Below are 15,948 nucleotides of genomic sequence, written 5' to 3' on the forward strand. Positions count from 1 at the left end.
AAAACAAAATTCAATCGTCGGGAATGACGGAATGGATTGGTGCCTCTACCAATATCGCCACCTCGTTGAAAATGTCTTTGCGCGATTGAAACATTTCAGAGCCATCGCGACGCGATATGACAAATTGAAACGCAATTTTGAAGGCGTTGTCGCTTTGGCCTGCGCTTTTATTTGGTTACCCATGTAAAACGGCAACAGCCCCTATATGTTTTTATGCCTTTCTTCCACCATCGCGTCGATATACTGCATCACCTCGGCGCTGGCGGCCTCGGCCAGTTGCATTTGCCGAATGATCTCATCAAGCATGCCTGGATCATCCACCCATTTGGATCGAGAGACTTCATAAGCCTTTTGCGTCGTCCTATGCACCTCGGCATGCGGCTGATTCAATTTGGCGTAAGCGCTGGTCGAGCGGAATTTTTCATAGCCCAGTCCTTCGTAATACCACTTTCCTAACCGGCAATTATGGTTGTCTACCATGATGGCTTGGTGATGCGGACACTCGCTGAAGGTTTCTATCGCCACATAGCCGTTTTGTTTGTAAACCACATGATCCAGTTTGGCCAGGACGCCGAAGGATTTGTCTTTTGCATAAGAAATGTAATCGACCGAAATTTTTGCCGACTGCGAGAGATTGGAAAACTGCTGGCGGAACGAGTTGACCTGAGCCAGTATCTCTTGCGACAGCGATGACGAACTTTCTGCCTCGATTTGCATTTGTTCGACCCGTTTATTAAACGATTTTAATGTTCTGGAGACTTCCAAAGCGGCGTTCTTGGTATGCTCGGAGAGATTTTTGACTTCGTCCGCGACTACCGCGAAGCCCCGTCCATGCTCGCCGGCGCGTGCCGCTTCTATGGAGGCGTTTAAGGCCAGCAGGTTGGTTTGATCGGCAATTCCGGTAATCATCGATAAGGATTCAGTAATTTTTTTGCTGTCGTTAATCAGCGCACCGATCACATCCGACACCGAATGTACATTGGCATTGATGTCGGACAGGGAGTTGCTGATGGTTTCCACTGCCGATAGGCTGGCGTTGGCGTTTTCACCCGTTTCCACAGCAATATTTTCTACTTTCTGCATTTGCTCGGTGATATTGAGCAAGTCGCTCTGATTACCTTTCAGATTGTTGAGCAGATTGTTGGTGTTGAGCGCATGCAGACCGGCCGATAAACGCCGCTTGATCGTCAATTTGTCGTTTTCATCCATTAATTTGATGGCGTCGTTCATATTCTTCGCCGACTTTTTCAGTATGCCCGGAAAGCCGTCAACCAAGGCATAACGGTCATAATTGCCTTCGGCTGCGTGCTGGAAACAGGAGTTCATTTCTTTGAAGTAAGACTCCATGATGTCCAAGGTCTCATTGAGCTCCCAGGCTATTTTGCCGACTTCGCCCATGCCTCGCGTTTTGGTGACGCGATGATAGAGTTGGCCTTGATTTGTGTGTCTCAGCACTTCTTCTATACGCTCTAATACCAGCAGGCATTGTTTGCCGGCGTGCCAGGCATCCAGAGCTATCACCGGCAACGGCAGCAGCAAGCCAAGCATGAGCCAGGAAAAGCCATGCGTTATAAGCGTGTAGACGAATGCCGCAACAGTAAAAAATATAACGGCTGCCACCGCATAATTCAGCTTGGTTCTTAAAAACGGAATATTGGCATTTGAATTCATGGCTTACACTCCGTTGGGCTTGTAAAGGCTTAGCACCAGGCTGTTGTAATTTTTAGCGCCGGATTGCTGAACCACGTCAAATAGGTATTCCAGCGATTTATCCGGGGCATCTTTGACTGAATGGCGTTTCTCGATGGCCAACATTTCCTGATAAATCGGTATGATGACCCCCAGTGCGTTACGGGGCGGATTACGGCGCACCGAATAGTAACCCTGCAATTTACCGTCCTTGTCATAATCCGGCGTAATGTTGGCAAATACCCAATAATATCCGCCATCCCGGCATAGATTTTTGGCAAACCCGAAAAACTCATCACCGGCTTTTAATGTATTCCACATAAATCTAAACACGCCGCGCGGCATATCCGGGTGTCTGATGATGTTGTGTTGTATGCCCAGCAATTGGTGTTCCGGATAGCCGGCGATTTCCATAAAAATGCGATTAGCGTAAGTGATCCGCCCAGAGGTGTCGGTCTTGGAAACGATAAAATCATCGTCCGCGAGTTTTTTTTCGTTATTGTTAGGCGTGATAGTCGGCTTCATATTCCGTACCTTAATTTGGGGCTATTGGTGGTCAGTCCTGGCATATTTTGCGCGAAAACCGGATGAGCTTGATCGTGGCCGCATCGGACATTGGTTCGATCCGGGATTCTCATAGCCGTGCATATTGTGGGGTATTCGCTCGCCACACAAGATTAGCTCAATTGAGCAAATTAATCAGAAGGCGCTTGATTGAAGTGGCTTCGAAGGGCTTGTCTAGTATGGCGGAGACTTCGGATTTTTCGATGGCCGCTAGGCGGCTTTCATTTTGCTCGCTGGTAACCATCAAAATAGGTACCGAGCCGCGCTCGGAATGGTTGCGAATGTGATCGACCAGTTGTAGGCCATCCATCTGCGGCATGTTGTAGTCGGTGACTACGAGATCGAAATACTGCTGATTGAACATTTGCAGCCCTTGTTTGCCGTCATGAGCGGTCACAATTTGCCCAACGCCAATATTTTCGAAAACCCGGGTCAAGTATTTCAACGAGAATTCGCTGTCGTCCACCAGCAGCACGCTTAGGTCCTCTATGTCCAGATGGGTGAGGTTAAGTTTTTCCGGGCGAACATACTCCAGCGTGGAATGCAGGGCGGTTTCCAGGGCCTGACGGGTAAACGGCTTGGGTAATATGGCGATGGCCCCGGCTTGGCGGATCGGTTCCAGATATTTGATATTGGTCTCGCTGGAAATCAGCAAAAAGGCCATTTCGTAGGACTCGTCGTGTTTACGAAGCGAGGTTACCAACTCCACGCCAGTCATGTCGGGCAAATACATCGAGCTGATAATCAGATCGGGCCGGGAGTGCTGTAAACGCTCGAACAACTCCGCGCCGGTATTTAGGCAGGTAATGTCGTTGATATCGCAAGCATGTAAAAAATGGGAGATGATTTGCTGCTGAGTATGTGACGGTTCGACGAGAAAAACCTGAAGATTGGCAAGCTGATAGTCTGTCATGGATTAGTGGTTTTTCATGCAGTATAGGGTTAAGCCGATATGCGCTTGTTTGGCAAAATGCTTGGCTGCGGTGAAGTCCTCGCGCGTTAAGGGTAGTCCATGAATAGAATGGTCGCAATAAATGAGCCCCACGGTCTTTTTCTCCGCATAAACCGGGAAAACAAAGCACTCGTATTCGCCGATATGCTGGCGGATTTGCGGCGTGTAAAGCTCGCGATGCTGCTGGGGAAACAGCCAGACGCCTTCTTGCTGTTGCAAGGCGTGAAACAGTAAGTTCGCGGAGGGTTCGGAATTGTAAATACGGATTTTTTGGTCAAGCCCGATTTTATGCCAGCCTAAGGAAAATTTTTCGTTTAGCGTCTGTTTATCCGGACTGAGCAGCATGAACAAAGTTCTGTCCATTTCCACGCCGCGATGTATGCCTTCCAGCACCATTTCAAACAGGCCGTTGAGATCGATTTGACCGCTGATATGGCTGCTGATGTCTTGCAAAATTTGAAATTGCAGCTGTTTCTTGTCGGCCTTTTCCTCTTCAGCGTCTTCGAATTTGGCGATGATGGCTTCGGTGCTGATGAATTTGGAGGCATCGTTGGCGCCAAATTGGCGGGCGATATGTACGGCTTCAGAGGTATTTTTGTCTATTTTTGTTTTCAGGGTTTCCGTTGGCAGGCCGGTGAATGCGGCGACTTTCTGCAGACAAACCCGCATGGCGTCTGAGTCGCGGCCGGCTTTTAGAGCCAAGCAAATCTGATGACCTAGTTGCACCATTTGCACCCGTTTTTCCGCGGAATCCGGTTTGGCGATGGCGTCTTCTATCAGGCCGCCCAGGCTCCAGGATTTGCTGAGTTTTTTGCCTAAGTCCTGCAAGGTAAAGCCCAGCACCTTTTTCTCGGCTTCGCGATTGTTCAGCCCGCTTTTTTCGATTTGCTCATGGACTTTTTTGGATTGCGGATTGCCGGAGCACCAGAAGGCAATGTGGCCGATATTGTGCAGTAGCGCCGCGACAAACACTTCCTCGGGCGAGGTATCTCCCATGCTGAGCGCCAAATCCTTGGCCTGCACGGCGGCATGCAAGGCTAACGCAATTTCTCGATTAGCCCTGTCCTTGTTGGTGGACGACAGCATCGCTTCGAAAAACGAGCAAGCCAGCGTCAGCTCTCTGATCACCTCCGCGCCCAATACCACGATGGCGCGCGATACGGTGCTCATCTTTTGTTTCGATGGATTGTAGTAAGGGCTGCTGCCCACCTTAAGCAGCTTGGCGGTGAGGTTGGGGTCTTGCAGAATTACCGTCGCCAGCTCGATGGCCCCCTTGTGCCTGTCGTCCAACGCCGCGTAGATATTATGCGCGGTGTTGGAGAAAATCGGCATTTCCTGCACGCGCAGCAGCTCTGTCCATTCGTCCAGAGTTTGCGGTGGCTTTTGTGGGGGAGCCGGATTCATGGCTTACACTACAGGGCTTTGATCTTGGCGTACTGTTCCTTCAGATTCGTCAATGATGATTGTAAACCGGCCAGTTTCTCGCGCTCTTTGTCGATGACTTCCGGCGGAGCTTTGTCGACGAAGGCGGCATTGCTCAATTTGCCTTCGATGCGCGGCAGTTCTTTTTCGATGCGCTGAATTTCCTTTTCCAGCCGGGCCAATTCGGCGTCTTTATCGATCAAGCCGGCCATCGGGATCAGGATTTTCATGTCGCCGACCAGCGCAATCGCCGATTCCGGCGCGTCGTCGTTCGCCGCCAGCCAAGTAATACTTTCCAGGCGGCCCAGTTTCAGCAGATAACTTTCGCTGTCTTTCAAATAAGCTTGATCGGTGTCGCTGCCGTTTTGCAGTAACACATTCAGCGGCTTACCGGGGGCGATATTCATCTCGCCACGAATGCGGCGGATGCCAAGGATGAAGTCCATCGTCCATTGGATTTTGGTTTCCGCGTCGGTGTTGATGGCGGCGCCATCACTTTCTGGGTAGGGCTGCAGCATGATGGTTGCGGCAGTCACCCCAGCTAGAGGCCCAACCTGCTGCCAGATTTCCTCGGTGATGAAGGGCATGATGGGATGCGCCAAACGCAACACGGTTTCCAGTACTTTTAATAAAGTTTGGCGCGTGCCGCGTTGCAAGGTTTCGTCGTCGCTTTGCAGCGAGATTTTTGCCAGTTCCAGATACCAATCGCAGTATTCGTTCCAGGTGAATTCGTAAATGGCTTGCGCGGCCAAGTCGAAGCGGTAGCTGTTGATGGCGTCTGTGGTCGTCCCGATAGTGCGATTCAAACGCGACAGAATCCACAAGTCGGCATGGCTATAGGTGCACTCGGCGCAATCGATGCCGTTATCTTGATCTTCGGTATTCATCAACACGTAACGGGCCGCGTTCCACAATTTATTGCAGAAGTTGCGGTAGCCTTCGGTGCGTTGCAAATCAAAACGGATGTCGCGCCCGGTGGATGCCAACGAAGCAAAGGTAAAGCGCAGCGCGTCTGTACCAAACGATTGAATGCCGTCCGGGAATTGCTTGCGGGTGGCTTGCTCGATTTTTTTGGCCAGATGCGGCTGCATCATGCCGGACACCCGTTTGGCTACCAAGGCTTCCAAATCAATGCCGTCGATGATGTCGATAGGGTCCAACACGTTGCCCTTGGATTTGGACATTTTCTGGCCTTCGGCGTCGCGCACCAGGCCGTGGATATACACTTCCTTGAACGGCACTTCACCCTGAAATTTCAGGCCCATCATGATCATTCGGGCGACCCAGAAGAAGATGATGTCGAAGCCAGTGACCAGTACGCTGGTGGGATAATGTTTCGCCAGTTCCGGGGTTTGTTCCGGCCAGCCGAGCGTAGAGAACGGCCACAGCGCCGACGAAAACCAGGTATCCAGCACGTCTTCGTCTTGCTTGAGCGGATAATCGGCGGCCAAGCCATGCGTGGCGCGGATTTCGGCTTCATTATGGCCGACGTAGGTGTTGCCCTGGTCGTCGTACCAGGCCGGGATACGGTGACCCCACCAGATTTGCCGGGAGATACACCAGTCCTGGATGTTGCGCATCCATTCAAAATAAGTGTTTTTCCAATTGTCCGGCACGAATTTAATCGCCCCGGTTTCGACGGCTTCGATGGCTGGCTTGGCCAGCGGGGCGATTTTTACGTACCACTGATTGGTCAATAACGGTTCGATCACCGCGCCGGTACGGTCGCCGCGCGGCACCATCAATTTATGGTCGGCGATTTTTTCCAGTAGGCCTTGTGCGTCCAAATCGGCAACGATTTTCTTGCGCGCTTCGAAGCGGTCCAGGCCAATATAGGCGTCAGGAATAATGGTAAAGCCATCATCGTTGCCGCGTATCGCCGCATCGACGGTAAAGATGTTGATCAAGCCGCCATGCGGTAGGTCGGCGATGGCGGATATTTGTTTGTGTCGCGACCAGACTTCGTAGTCGTTGAAATCGTGGGCCGGCGTGATTTTCACGCAGCCGGTACCGAATTCCGGATCGACATATTCATCGGCTATGATCGGTATGCGGCGACCAGTCAGCGGCAATTCGACGAATTCGCCGAGCAAATGTTTGTAACGCTCGTCATCGGGATGAATCGCCACTGCCGCGTCGCCGAGCAGGGTTTCCGGGCGAGTGGTCGCGACAAGCAAATGGCCGGTGCCGTTGGTCAACGGGTAACGCATATACCACATCGAGCCGTTTTCTTCTTCGGACAGCACTTCCAGGTCGGAAACGGCGGTGTGCAACACCGGGTCCCAGTTCACCAGACGCTTGCCACGATAGATCAAGCCTTCTTCGTACAATTTGATGAACACTTCCTGCACCGCGTCCGACATGCCGTCGTCCATGGTAAAGCGTTCTTTTTGCCAATCCAGCGACGAACCCATGCGCCGTAACTGGCGGGTGATGGTGCCGCCGGACTCTTCTTTCCATTCCCAGACTTTCTCGATAAACGCCTCGCGGCCCAAGTCGTGGCGGGTTTTACCGTCGGCGTTGATGATGCGTTCCACCACCATTTGCGTGGCGATGCCGGCATGATCGGTGCCCGGTTGCCACAGCGTGTTGTAACCTTTCATCCGGTGATAACGGGTAAGCGCATCCATGATGGTGTCTTGAAACGCATGCCCCATGTGCAAGCTGCCGGTAACGTTGGGCGGCGGAATCATAATGCAATACGACTCGCCCTCTTGTTTGGCGGCGAAGTAGCCGCTATCTTCCCAAAGTTGATACCAGCGTTGTTCGATTGCGTGCGGGGAATAGGTTTTTTCCATGTTCTCTGTTGAATGCGCTTGGGTTTAAACAAAAAAGTATTTTAACCGCAAAACGGCGTGGGGGTTGGGTTTAAGCGAAAGCCAGATAGCTGTTAGGATCTAACGAAACCGTATATGATCCTAAATTGAAGAAGATAAAATAAATCAAGTAGCCATTTTCGAATCTAAAAAATGAATAAGTTTTTAATCGACCGCCTACCTGACCATCAGGAGGAAACTTTACTTTCCGAAATTCGTCGCGTTGCGGATTTAATTGACTCAGAATTCATCACAATCTCTGAATTTGATCAACATGCTCGCATATCTGCCTCAGGCTTGGGGCAAAGATTTGGTTCGTGGAGCAAGGCTCTTCAGAAAGCAGGCCTTAGTCACCGCTTCTGTCGTCCCACAAAATACTTCTCAGATGAGGAATTGATCGAGAAGCTCCAACAAATTGCTACGCAGACTTGTAAGCCCTATGTAACCAAAACTGAGTTCAGTGAACATACGGGAATTGACACTACCAGCTTTCTGAGACGTTTCGGTTCTTGGCGGGCCGCCCTAGAAAAAGCAGGACTCCAGCAAACGCCAGGTGGTAAGAGGTATACATACGAAGAGTGTATGGAGAACCTGTTAAAGGTTTGGACTCACTTAGGAAGGCCTCCAGAATATTTGGAAATGAAGGCGCTTCCTTCCACCGTTGGGCCAAAAGCATATATTACCCGTTGGAAATCCTGGAACAAGGCGCTTCATGCGTTCGTAGACAAAGTGAACTCAGATGAGCCTGATGATCCATTGGTATCAGAGTCAGTCAAGCCGGATACAATTCAAGCCATTTCCCAAAAGACAAAATCTCGTAATAGTGACGTTGATAAGCGGGAAATCAAGCTCGGTCTTAGATATCGAGTATTGAAGCGAGACAATTTCAAATGTGTTCTTTGCGGCCGTAGCCCCGCAATGACACCGGGTTTAGAGCTTCATGTCGACCATATACGCCCGTTTTCCAAAGGTGGAAAGACCGTAGAGGAAAACCTTCGATCGACTTGTTTTGCTTGTAACATAGGAAAAGGGGCAAGCATTTAGAACTCGTAGCCCCGATTAGCGAAGCGTAATCGGGGGAATGAAATGTTTCAAATTCGTGAGATTATCATACGCTTCGATGCTCTTTAGGGTAAAGGCATCTACCGCATCGTCCCCCATTCATGACTCTCCGCGATCTCACTCAACAATTCGCTTCCGAAGGCCGGATCGAAGCTATCATCCTGCGTCCCGAGCGAGGTAAACCGGCTGTTTCGGTTGCCGAGGTGCGGGCTGAGCCGGGGCAGGGGTTATTGGGGGATCGTCGGGGCAATAGCGCTCGTTCCGGCAGGCAATCGTCAAAACGCGAACTGACTTTGTTTCAAGCCGAGCATTTACCCATTGTCGCCAACTGGTGTGGACTCGCGGAATTGGAACCGAGTCGGCTACGGCGCAATCTCGTGGTTTCGGGACTAAACCTTTTCGGTATGCGCTCGCCGTTCCCGGATATTGTGTTGGAATGGGCCGTGGGTGATCAGGTGATTATTCAAGTCACCGGGCCTTGTGATCCGTGCTCGAAAATGGCCGTCGAACTGGGGATGGGGAGTTATAACGCGCTACGCGGTCATGGTGGGATGATGGCGCGAATTTTGGCCGGGGGCTTGATTCGGGTGGGTCACCGGGTGCGCTTGAACGCGATCCGGCATGTGGAATAATGTAGGCTGGGTTGAGCAGCGCGAAACCCAGCATTGAAGGCGTTTTGCGGGGTATCGTTTCGCTCGACTCAGCCTGCAACGGTCACGCCCTTTGCCGCTGCAACACCAAAGCTGTTTTGGTGAAGGCCTGCAATACCGGCCCCGCCCCGGCAATAGCCACCGCATCGACTAAGCAATACCAAGCCGCTACACCGCTAGGCGGGTTGCCTTGCGGTAGGTGCGAGGCGGGGTCGATCTCGGCCCAGGCCCAGGTGCCGGCGCTGGTGCCGACGATTTCCAGCCAGGAGGTAATGAAGAACGCACCCAAATAAACCATGGGTGAGCGGCCCTTGAACAAGTAGCCCAAGAACACCACAAACAGCACCGCGCCGATGATGTCCAATCGTCCGAGGCCGCTCAGCCCCCACGCCACCCAGGTGCCGCAAGCCGCCACAACCAAAACCGCAATGCGGCGGGCATGTTGCTGAAATAGTCCGGAGCGGCCCAATGCGACGGCGGTGAGATACACTAGTCCGTGACCGGCGGGTACGTAAGCCGGAACATTGCCGAAGCGGTAGATATAGCCTTTCATGTACACGGATGCGAAGTATTCGCCGATCACCGCAAAGGTTACCGCTACGGCTACTTGGGTGCGCACATACTTACATTCGCCGCGCAGCCAGGCTATCAAAAACAGCCAGCCGAAAAACGCCAGAACGTATTGCATGAATTGCGGCGCGAAGCCGTCCATCGTCAAACAGATGGTGGTGGTGACAAAGGTAAACGCGGCAATCTGATAATCGCGTTTATTGTGCTCAGCGACTGTATTGACGGTGGGGAAGTGCGGTAAGGAAAAGAAACTCATGGCTTAGACAAAGGCGTAGGCAACGGCGATATAACGCAACACTTTACCTAAAAAAATCGCCAACAGCGAGGATAGGATGGAAAGGCGTAGCCAGCCGCCGGCAAAACACAGGCCGTCGCCGACTAGCGGCAGCCAGGAAAACAGCAAGGCCCAACTGCCCCAGCGGCGCACGGTATTTAGCGATTTTTGATGTTGCTTGGCTAACGCTTCGGCGGGATATTTTTTGGCAGCCCATAGGCCCAGCCACCAGGTGGTCATGGCGCCCAAGGTGTTGCCGATGCTGGCGATAGCCACCAACTGGCTGACGGAATGTTGTTGGCTGTTAACCAGGTAGGCCAGTACTGCTTCCGAACCGCCGGGGGCGACGGTGGACGAAATGAAAGCACTGATAAATAATCCCAGAGGGCCGAGCGATTCTAACTGCATTTGTTTAGCCCATAAAAAAGCCCCTGAAACGGCTGTTTCAGGGGCTTTTTGCTTAGTCTTTATTTGTCCGGTAAGGCGATGACGTTTTTGCCGGATACCATTTTGATCAGCTTGCCGATCAATTGCATGACATAGCCAACAGCGTGAGCGACTTGCTCCAGTACGGTAGCAACAATTTCGCCGGCGCTCATGCCTTTAAAGCGTTTTGCCAGCCAAGGTGCGGCAATAAAACCGATAGCCAAACCGACCACGGTGGTGCCGGAAACAATCGAATCATCGACTGCTGCAACAGGCACGGGTGCCGCTGTCACTACTGGCGCTGCGACGGGTGTGCTGGGGGCTGGCGCGTCGAGTTTAGGATCGTAGGGTCTGCCGCTGTAATCATCCGGGAAAATCGCCGCGGTTACCCCAGGAATGCTGGGCAAGTCCTCGCTGCCTTTGCCGACCTTTAATTGGGCTTTCATGCCTTTTTCCATGTGCTGCGCGATGTCGCAATGCACTAAGTAGGTTTTGTCGCCCGGCGGCAAGATTAGTGTGCCGGATACTTTGCCGGGACCGCTGACTTCCAAATGGAACATGCCTTTGGGGTACAAATATTTGGGTAAGCCGTGCATCATCCATTGATGACGGATTTCATCTTCATTGACGAAATGTACAGTCAGTTTGGTGCAAGGTTCGAATTGAAACTCCTGCTGATCGAACGCAAACATGGTGCCGGGGAATTTCTCGGAATATTTGTGCCCGGCATGCACGGTAATTTCCTTGGTCGCGGCAATTTTGTCGCAGCCGCCCGGCAAGGTGTCGGTGTTTTGGCCCATGACCATGCCGCCATCCATATCCATCAAATGACCGTCGCCGTGGTTCATCATCTGATTGTGATCCTGCATTTCTTTTGCGGACACCGCAGTAACAGATAAGGCACAGACCAGTGTGGCAAGTGATACGAATTTGAACATTATTGCATTACCTCAAAGGGGCTTCGTGTATAGCGTCGATTATGCCGCGATAGTTCCGATTGACAAGGCTGCCGGACATGACGTTATTCCGCCGCGCAGCATAGGCGGAATAACGGTTCTTGCGGCGTAATTCTTAGATTTCTTTCGCTTTGCCAATTATGCCGTCAACTTTGCGTTTGAAACCGGCGTTAGACAGATAAAGGACGTACAAGCCAGCGAACAACACCAATGCATACAAGGCATAACTACCTTTGCTGGTCGGTTGACCCGCACCGGCTTTAAAGCTCATGTGTGCATCCAATCTTTCGCCATTATCTTGCAGTAGCGTGATGTGAATCAAATGTTTGCCGGCTTCTGGCACGCCTTGTGGCAGGTTCAGAATGACGGTGCCTGATTTATGTTTTTCGGCTGCTTGGAAGAAAACCCGTTTGCCTTCAGGCTCTTTGGTCACTTCAAATTCTATAGCCATGCCGCGATAGCGTTGGTCTTGATAGTCGAATACCAATTGCGTCAACGAATTGATGTCGGGAATATTGCCGCAGAACTCTTCAGCCGGGTATGCGTTTGGCTGGTAGGCGGTGTAATGGATCCAGTGATCTTTTTCCAGTTCGAACTTACATTGGTCAGTATCAGTACCCGCGGCGCCACCGTGAGCCAATACTGTTGATGAAAAAATCAGGCCCAACAAGCCCAGTAAACCGTTTCTTAATATGCGAGAGCTTCTCATAAATACCCTTCCCGTGTTAATAAATGCTGTAGTTTTTATTATTTTTCATGTGGTTATACATGAACATGTTTAAATCATTGGCGAACGTAACTGCCTGATTTCGATCAAAACAGCGCTTAACTCTAGCACATCGCCCTAGCCAAAGAAAGGCTATCGTGCCGTAGTTGAGATGATCGATTCAAGCTGTAATTTTTTTTGTCAGCAATCAAAGACAATCCTTATAATGGGGTTATGAATCATCCCTTTAAATTGCCTCTGCCTGTTCAGGTCTACTGAAATATCCCCCTATCCGGTTAATTAAATAACAACAATATGTCCAAATTAATAAACTCTGCCGAATGGAATGCCGTTAAGCAACATCACCGCGAGATTGCCGGCAAATTTTGCATGAAGGATGCGTTCGATAAAGATCCGCAACGCTTCGACAAGTTTTCCGTGACATTTGGCGATTTGCTGTTCGATTTCTCTAAAAATCTAATTACCGAAGAAACTTTGCCTTTGTTGATTGAATTGGCAAGCCGCGCGGAGCTTTCCGCCAAGACCGAAGCCATGTTTTCCGGTTCCATTATTAATACCACGGAAAAACGCGCTGTCTTGCATACCGCTTTGCGCAATCGCAGCAACAAGCCGGTATTGTTTCGCGGTAAGGACGTGATGCCGGAAATTAATAAAGTGTTGGCGAAAATGCGGGTATTTACGGAACAAGTCCGTTCCGGTGCCTGGACCGGCTACACCGGCAAGACTATTACCGACATCGTCAACATCGGCATCGGCGGTTCCGATTTGGGGCCGAAAATGGTCGATACTGCATTGGCGCCTTACGGTAAAGACGGTTTGAAAGCCCACTTCGTTTCGAATGTTGATCAAACCGACATCGTGGAAACCCTGAAACCGCTCAACCCCGAGACTACCTTATTTTTGATCTCGTCAAAAACATTTACGACTCAGGAAACGATGACCAACGCCCGGTCGGCGCGTAACTGGTTTTTAAAAGCGGCGGTTGACCCGGCCAATATTTCCAAACATTTCGTGGCGATCTCGACCAATGTCGAAAAGGTCAAGGAATTCGGCATAGACCCGGAGAACATGTTCGAGTTTTGGGATTGGGTCGGTGGCCGTTATTCCCTGTGGTCCGTGATCGGCATGTCCATTGCCCTATACATAGGCATGGACAATTTCGAAGAATTGCTGATGGGCGCGCATATCGCCGACGAACATTTCCGCAGTGCGCCATTCGAAAAAAACATCCCGGTCATCATGGGCTTGCTGGGCATCTGGTACAACAACTTCTTCGAAGCGGAAACCTATGCGATTCTGCCGTACGCACAGTCCTTGAAATATTTTGCCGATTATTTCCAGCAGGGCGATATGGAAAGTAACGGCAAAAGCGCTACCATCAATGGTGAAAAAGTCGATTATAACACCGGTCCGATTATCTGGGGCCAACCCGGTACAAATGGTCAGCATGCCTTTTTCCAATTGATCCATCAGGGCACCAAGCTGATTCCCGGCGATTTCTTGGCGGCCGCGCAAAGCCAATACGACTTACCCGACCACCACGATATTCTGATTTCCAACTTTCTGGCCCAAGCCGAAGCGCTGATGCGCGGTAAAACCGAAGCGGAGGTTAGGGAGGATTTAAGCCATGAACCTAATCTGGATGACGCCCTGATTGCCTCCAAAATCTTCGAAGGCAACAAACCGTCCAACTCGTTTTTATTCAAAAAACTGACCCCCAGAACCTTGGGTACCTTGATTGCCTTTTACGAACACAAAATCTTCGTACAAGGCGTGATCTGGAATATCAATTCCTTTGATCAAATGGGTGTGGAATTGGGGAAAGTGTTAGCGAGGGCGATTCTGCCGCAGCTGAAAAACGACGAGATGGTCACAGACCATGACAGCTCCACCAACGGTTTGATCAACGCTTATAAGCGCCTGCGTAAATAAGCTTACACAATAGGCTGTTTTAGAAAACGAACATTCTGTCTTTGGTGGGCAAGCCGTTTTCTAAACCTGAAGGTTGCAGCATATTTTCGCAGCCTTCAGGTGTCTTAACCCATTAAAGCATGCTCTGTCTGGTTAACCTTCCGGTTCGCGCCGCTCACAGGCGCACAAATTGATTAAAAAAAACAAAAGCTAGGCTGAGTGACTACTGAGCATAATCCCGCTTAGGGTAACGCATTAGGCTTGGTGTCATTCGGCTGTTTGCTCAACAAGACTTCGTGGATTGCGGAAATGACGGACTCCGGCTTCTCCAGTGGAATGACGTGACCGCTATCTACCCAGCGTTGAATTGCCCCCGGATATAGCCGCGCAATATCCTTGCGTTTTTGATTGGCGTCGAGCGCCAGCGCAGAGGTATCCTCCAGAGGTTGCGCAGCGCTCAGCACTATGATCGGTCCGCCGCTATAGGGCGGGGCGGCTAATACTTCGTCACCGGTCAGGTCCAGAGCGGTCAGCTCTTGTTTGGCAGTTGCCGATGTCATCAAATCTAACAGCCAGCGCACCCAGAGCGGCCAGTTTTCGATTGCCCCGGCGCCTTTGAGTTGAGCAGGATGAGTGGAATCAACCAGAATCAAGGCCGCCACTTCATCTGGATGATGCCGGGCATACCATTGCATATACAACCCGCCCAGCGAATGCCCCACCAGCACATAAGGCGGCGTTAGGCCTTGGTTGACAAGCAATCCGCGCAACTCTTCGACGATATGCCGGCCGTCCCTCGCAGTGGCCGCCTCTTCGCTATTCCCGTAGCCGGCGCGGTTGTAAACCAAGGCTGTGTTATCGCGCGCTATCGTCGGATAAATTTCTGCCCACCCTTCTAAAGTCCCGCCCAGTCCGTTTTCGAAGATGACCGGTGCAGTCTGGTGTTTGCTAAGCGCAAATTCCACCTGCCGGCCGGCGACTTCTGCCGTTGTTATGGCGGGGATGGTGGCGGCGCAGCCGCCTAGCGCGATTAGCCATAGCAGAAAAATGACCGTTATTGATGGTCTAAATTTCATCGGCCGCTTCCTCTGTCAGTTGAATTAGCGCTGGGTGTGCTTCACGATGGTTATTCCTGGGGAAATTACAGGGGGCGATGATTTTGCCGACGCTTACCGCGAACCAGCAAACCGGCCAGACCCGCGCCGAACAGCCAAGCGGCGCCGGGCAACGGTACCGCGGCGACATCGCCGTCGCGCACCGCCCAGACGTAATAATTGGTGCCTTTGCTGATGTAGTTTTGCATGCCGGTGGCGGTGCTCAGGTACCAGGCTTTGCTGGCGTCGCCACCGTAACTGGTGCCTAACCAGTAACCAAAGGATTGAATATGACTAAACAGACTTTCGTCGTCGGCAGTCGCCGGATCGTCGACGATGCCGTAGCCGGACTGCGGCCCGCCACGTGAATCGAGGGAGCCTTTGTTACCGAAGTCGCCGTAATAGAGATGCGCGAGCTCCGAACTGGCCGTGGAGACGTTGAATCCGCAATCGCTACCGCTGTATCCATAGTCGCAACCGGGCACGCCCAGGTCGTTGAAGGTCGGCAAGCGCCAATCGTTGTAGGTGGTGCCGCGCACGCTGTCCGAGTAGCTGAGACCGTCCACCCAGGCCACGGCGTTTTGCCAGCTCATCTTGCCTTCGGCGTCGAAGCCGCTGGTTTTGGCGTAATTGGCGTCCGCCAGCCAGGTAACGTTTTGCGCACTATCGTAGATCAGGCCGCCGCCGCGGTCGAACAGCTGGGCTTCGGCGCTACCGGTCGCTAGCGTGCAGAGCGCGGATAACCCGGCGCATATAGCTTTATGTTTCATCATTTTTTTCCAAAAAGTTAGTTATCGAAGGCATGTAAATACTCGTAAACCTGCCTAGCGGCACC

At 51.6% G+C, this 15,948-nt stretch carries 15 protein-coding genes; 4 read left to right on the top strand and 11 right to left on the bottom strand.

What is annotated here, in order from left to right:
* Positions 1 to 187, top strand: a 187-nt coding sequence (locus tag QLH52_RS00005) for a transposase (RefSeq protein ID WP_319960133.1), incomplete at its 5' end; no start/stop codon positions are given.
* Positions 188 to 201: 14 nt separating this feature from the next.
* Here QLH52_RS00005 and QLH52_RS00010 read toward each other — a convergent pair.
* The 5 genes from QLH52_RS00010 to QLH52_RS00030 form a co-directional block, all read right to left on the bottom strand.
* Positions 202 to 1,671 carry a methyl-accepting chemotaxis protein gene (locus QLH52_RS00010; protein WP_033158510.1) on the bottom strand — a complete coding sequence of 490 codons (1,470 nt, stop codon included), beginning with the start codon at positions 1,669 to 1,671 and terminating at the stop codon, positions 202 to 204.
* Between the two features lie 3 nt (positions 1,672 to 1,674).
* Positions 1,675 to 2,214, bottom strand: coding sequence for a PAS domain-containing protein (locus QLH52_RS00015; RefSeq protein ID WP_033158511.1), 540 nt, complete (start codon positions 2,212 to 2,214; stop codon positions 1,675 to 1,677).
* Positions 2,215 to 2,371: 157 nt separating this feature from the next.
* Positions 2,372 to 3,166, bottom strand: coding sequence for a response regulator (locus QLH52_RS00020; RefSeq protein WP_033158512.1), 795 nt, complete (start codon positions 3,164 to 3,166; stop codon positions 2,372 to 2,374).
* Positions 3,167 to 3,169: 3 nt separating this feature from the next.
* Positions 3,170 to 4,609 carry an HDOD domain-containing protein gene (locus QLH52_RS00025; RefSeq protein ID WP_319960134.1) on the bottom strand — a complete coding sequence of 480 codons (1,440 nt, stop codon included), beginning with the start codon at positions 4,607 to 4,609 and terminating at the stop codon, positions 3,170 to 3,172.
* An 8-nt stretch (positions 4,610 to 4,617) separates the two neighbouring features.
* Positions 4,618 to 7,425, bottom strand: a complete 2,808-nt coding sequence (locus QLH52_RS00030) for a valine--tRNA ligase (protein ID WP_319960135.1) — start codon at positions 7,423 to 7,425, stop codon at positions 4,618 to 4,620.
* Between the two features lie 171 nt (positions 7,426 to 7,596).
* On the opposite strand from QLH52_RS00030, the gene QLH52_RS00035 reads away from it, so the two are divergent.
* Positions 7,597 to 8,487, top strand: coding sequence for a homing endonuclease associated repeat-containing protein (locus QLH52_RS00035; protein ID WP_319960136.1), 891 nt, complete (start codon positions 7,597 to 7,599; stop codon positions 8,485 to 8,487).
* Between the two features lie 119 nt (positions 8,488 to 8,606).
* Positions 8,607 to 9,137, top strand: coding sequence for an MOSC domain-containing protein (locus tag QLH52_RS00040; RefSeq protein ID WP_319960137.1), 531 nt, complete (start codon positions 8,607 to 8,609; stop codon positions 9,135 to 9,137).
* 82 nt (positions 9,138 to 9,219) lie between these two features.
* Here QLH52_RS00040 and QLH52_RS00045 read toward each other — a convergent pair whose 3' ends face one another.
* From QLH52_RS00045 to QLH52_RS00060, 4 genes are all read right to left on the bottom strand, one after another.
* Complete coding sequence (locus tag QLH52_RS00045; RefSeq protein WP_319960138.1) at positions 9,220 to 9,981, bottom strand: hypothetical protein; 762 nt, start codon at positions 9,979 to 9,981, stop codon at positions 9,220 to 9,222.
* Positions 9,982 to 9,984: 3 nt separating this feature from the next.
* On the bottom strand, positions 9,985 to 10,407 hold the full coding sequence (locus QLH52_RS00050) for a YqaA family protein (RefSeq protein ID WP_033158518.1): 423 nt from the start codon (positions 10,405 to 10,407) through the stop codon (positions 9,985 to 9,987).
* A 59-nt stretch (positions 10,408 to 10,466) separates the two neighbouring features.
* Positions 10,467 to 11,363, bottom strand: coding sequence for a copper oxidase (locus QLH52_RS00055; protein ID WP_319960139.1), 897 nt, complete (start codon positions 11,361 to 11,363; stop codon positions 10,467 to 10,469).
* 133 nt (positions 11,364 to 11,496) lie between these two features.
* The gene (locus tag QLH52_RS00060; RefSeq protein WP_171696784.1) at positions 11,497 to 12,090 is read right to left on the bottom strand and encodes a hypothetical protein; all 594 of its coding nucleotides are present in this window, start codon (positions 12,088 to 12,090) and stop codon (positions 11,497 to 11,499) included.
* 312 nt (positions 12,091 to 12,402) lie between these two features.
* On the opposite strand from QLH52_RS00060, the gene pgi reads away from it, so the two are divergent.
* Positions 12,403 to 14,040, top strand: coding sequence for a glucose-6-phosphate isomerase (gene pgi, locus QLH52_RS00065; RefSeq protein ID WP_171696783.1), 1,638 nt, complete (start codon positions 12,403 to 12,405; stop codon positions 14,038 to 14,040).
* Positions 14,041 to 14,261: 221 nt separating this feature from the next.
* On the opposite strand, the gene QLH52_RS00070 is transcribed toward pgi, so the two are convergent.
* Positions 14,262 to 15,095 carry an alpha/beta fold hydrolase gene (locus tag QLH52_RS00070; protein WP_319960140.1) on the bottom strand — a complete coding sequence of 278 codons (834 nt, stop codon included), beginning with the start codon at positions 15,093 to 15,095 and terminating at the stop codon, positions 14,262 to 14,264.
* Positions 15,096 to 15,160: 65 nt separating this feature from the next.
* Positions 15,161 to 15,886 (bottom strand): Lcl domain-containing protein, encoded by a 726-nt coding sequence (locus QLH52_RS00075; protein WP_319960141.1) that lies wholly within the window; start codon positions 15,884 to 15,886, stop codon positions 15,161 to 15,163.
* Between the last annotated feature and the right edge of the window lie 62 nt (positions 15,887 to 15,948).

It is taken from the genome of Methylomonas defluvii (genome assembly GCF_033949435.1).
Classification (GTDB): Bacteria; Pseudomonadota; Gammaproteobacteria; order Methylococcales; family Methylomonadaceae; genus Methylomonas; species Methylomonas defluvii.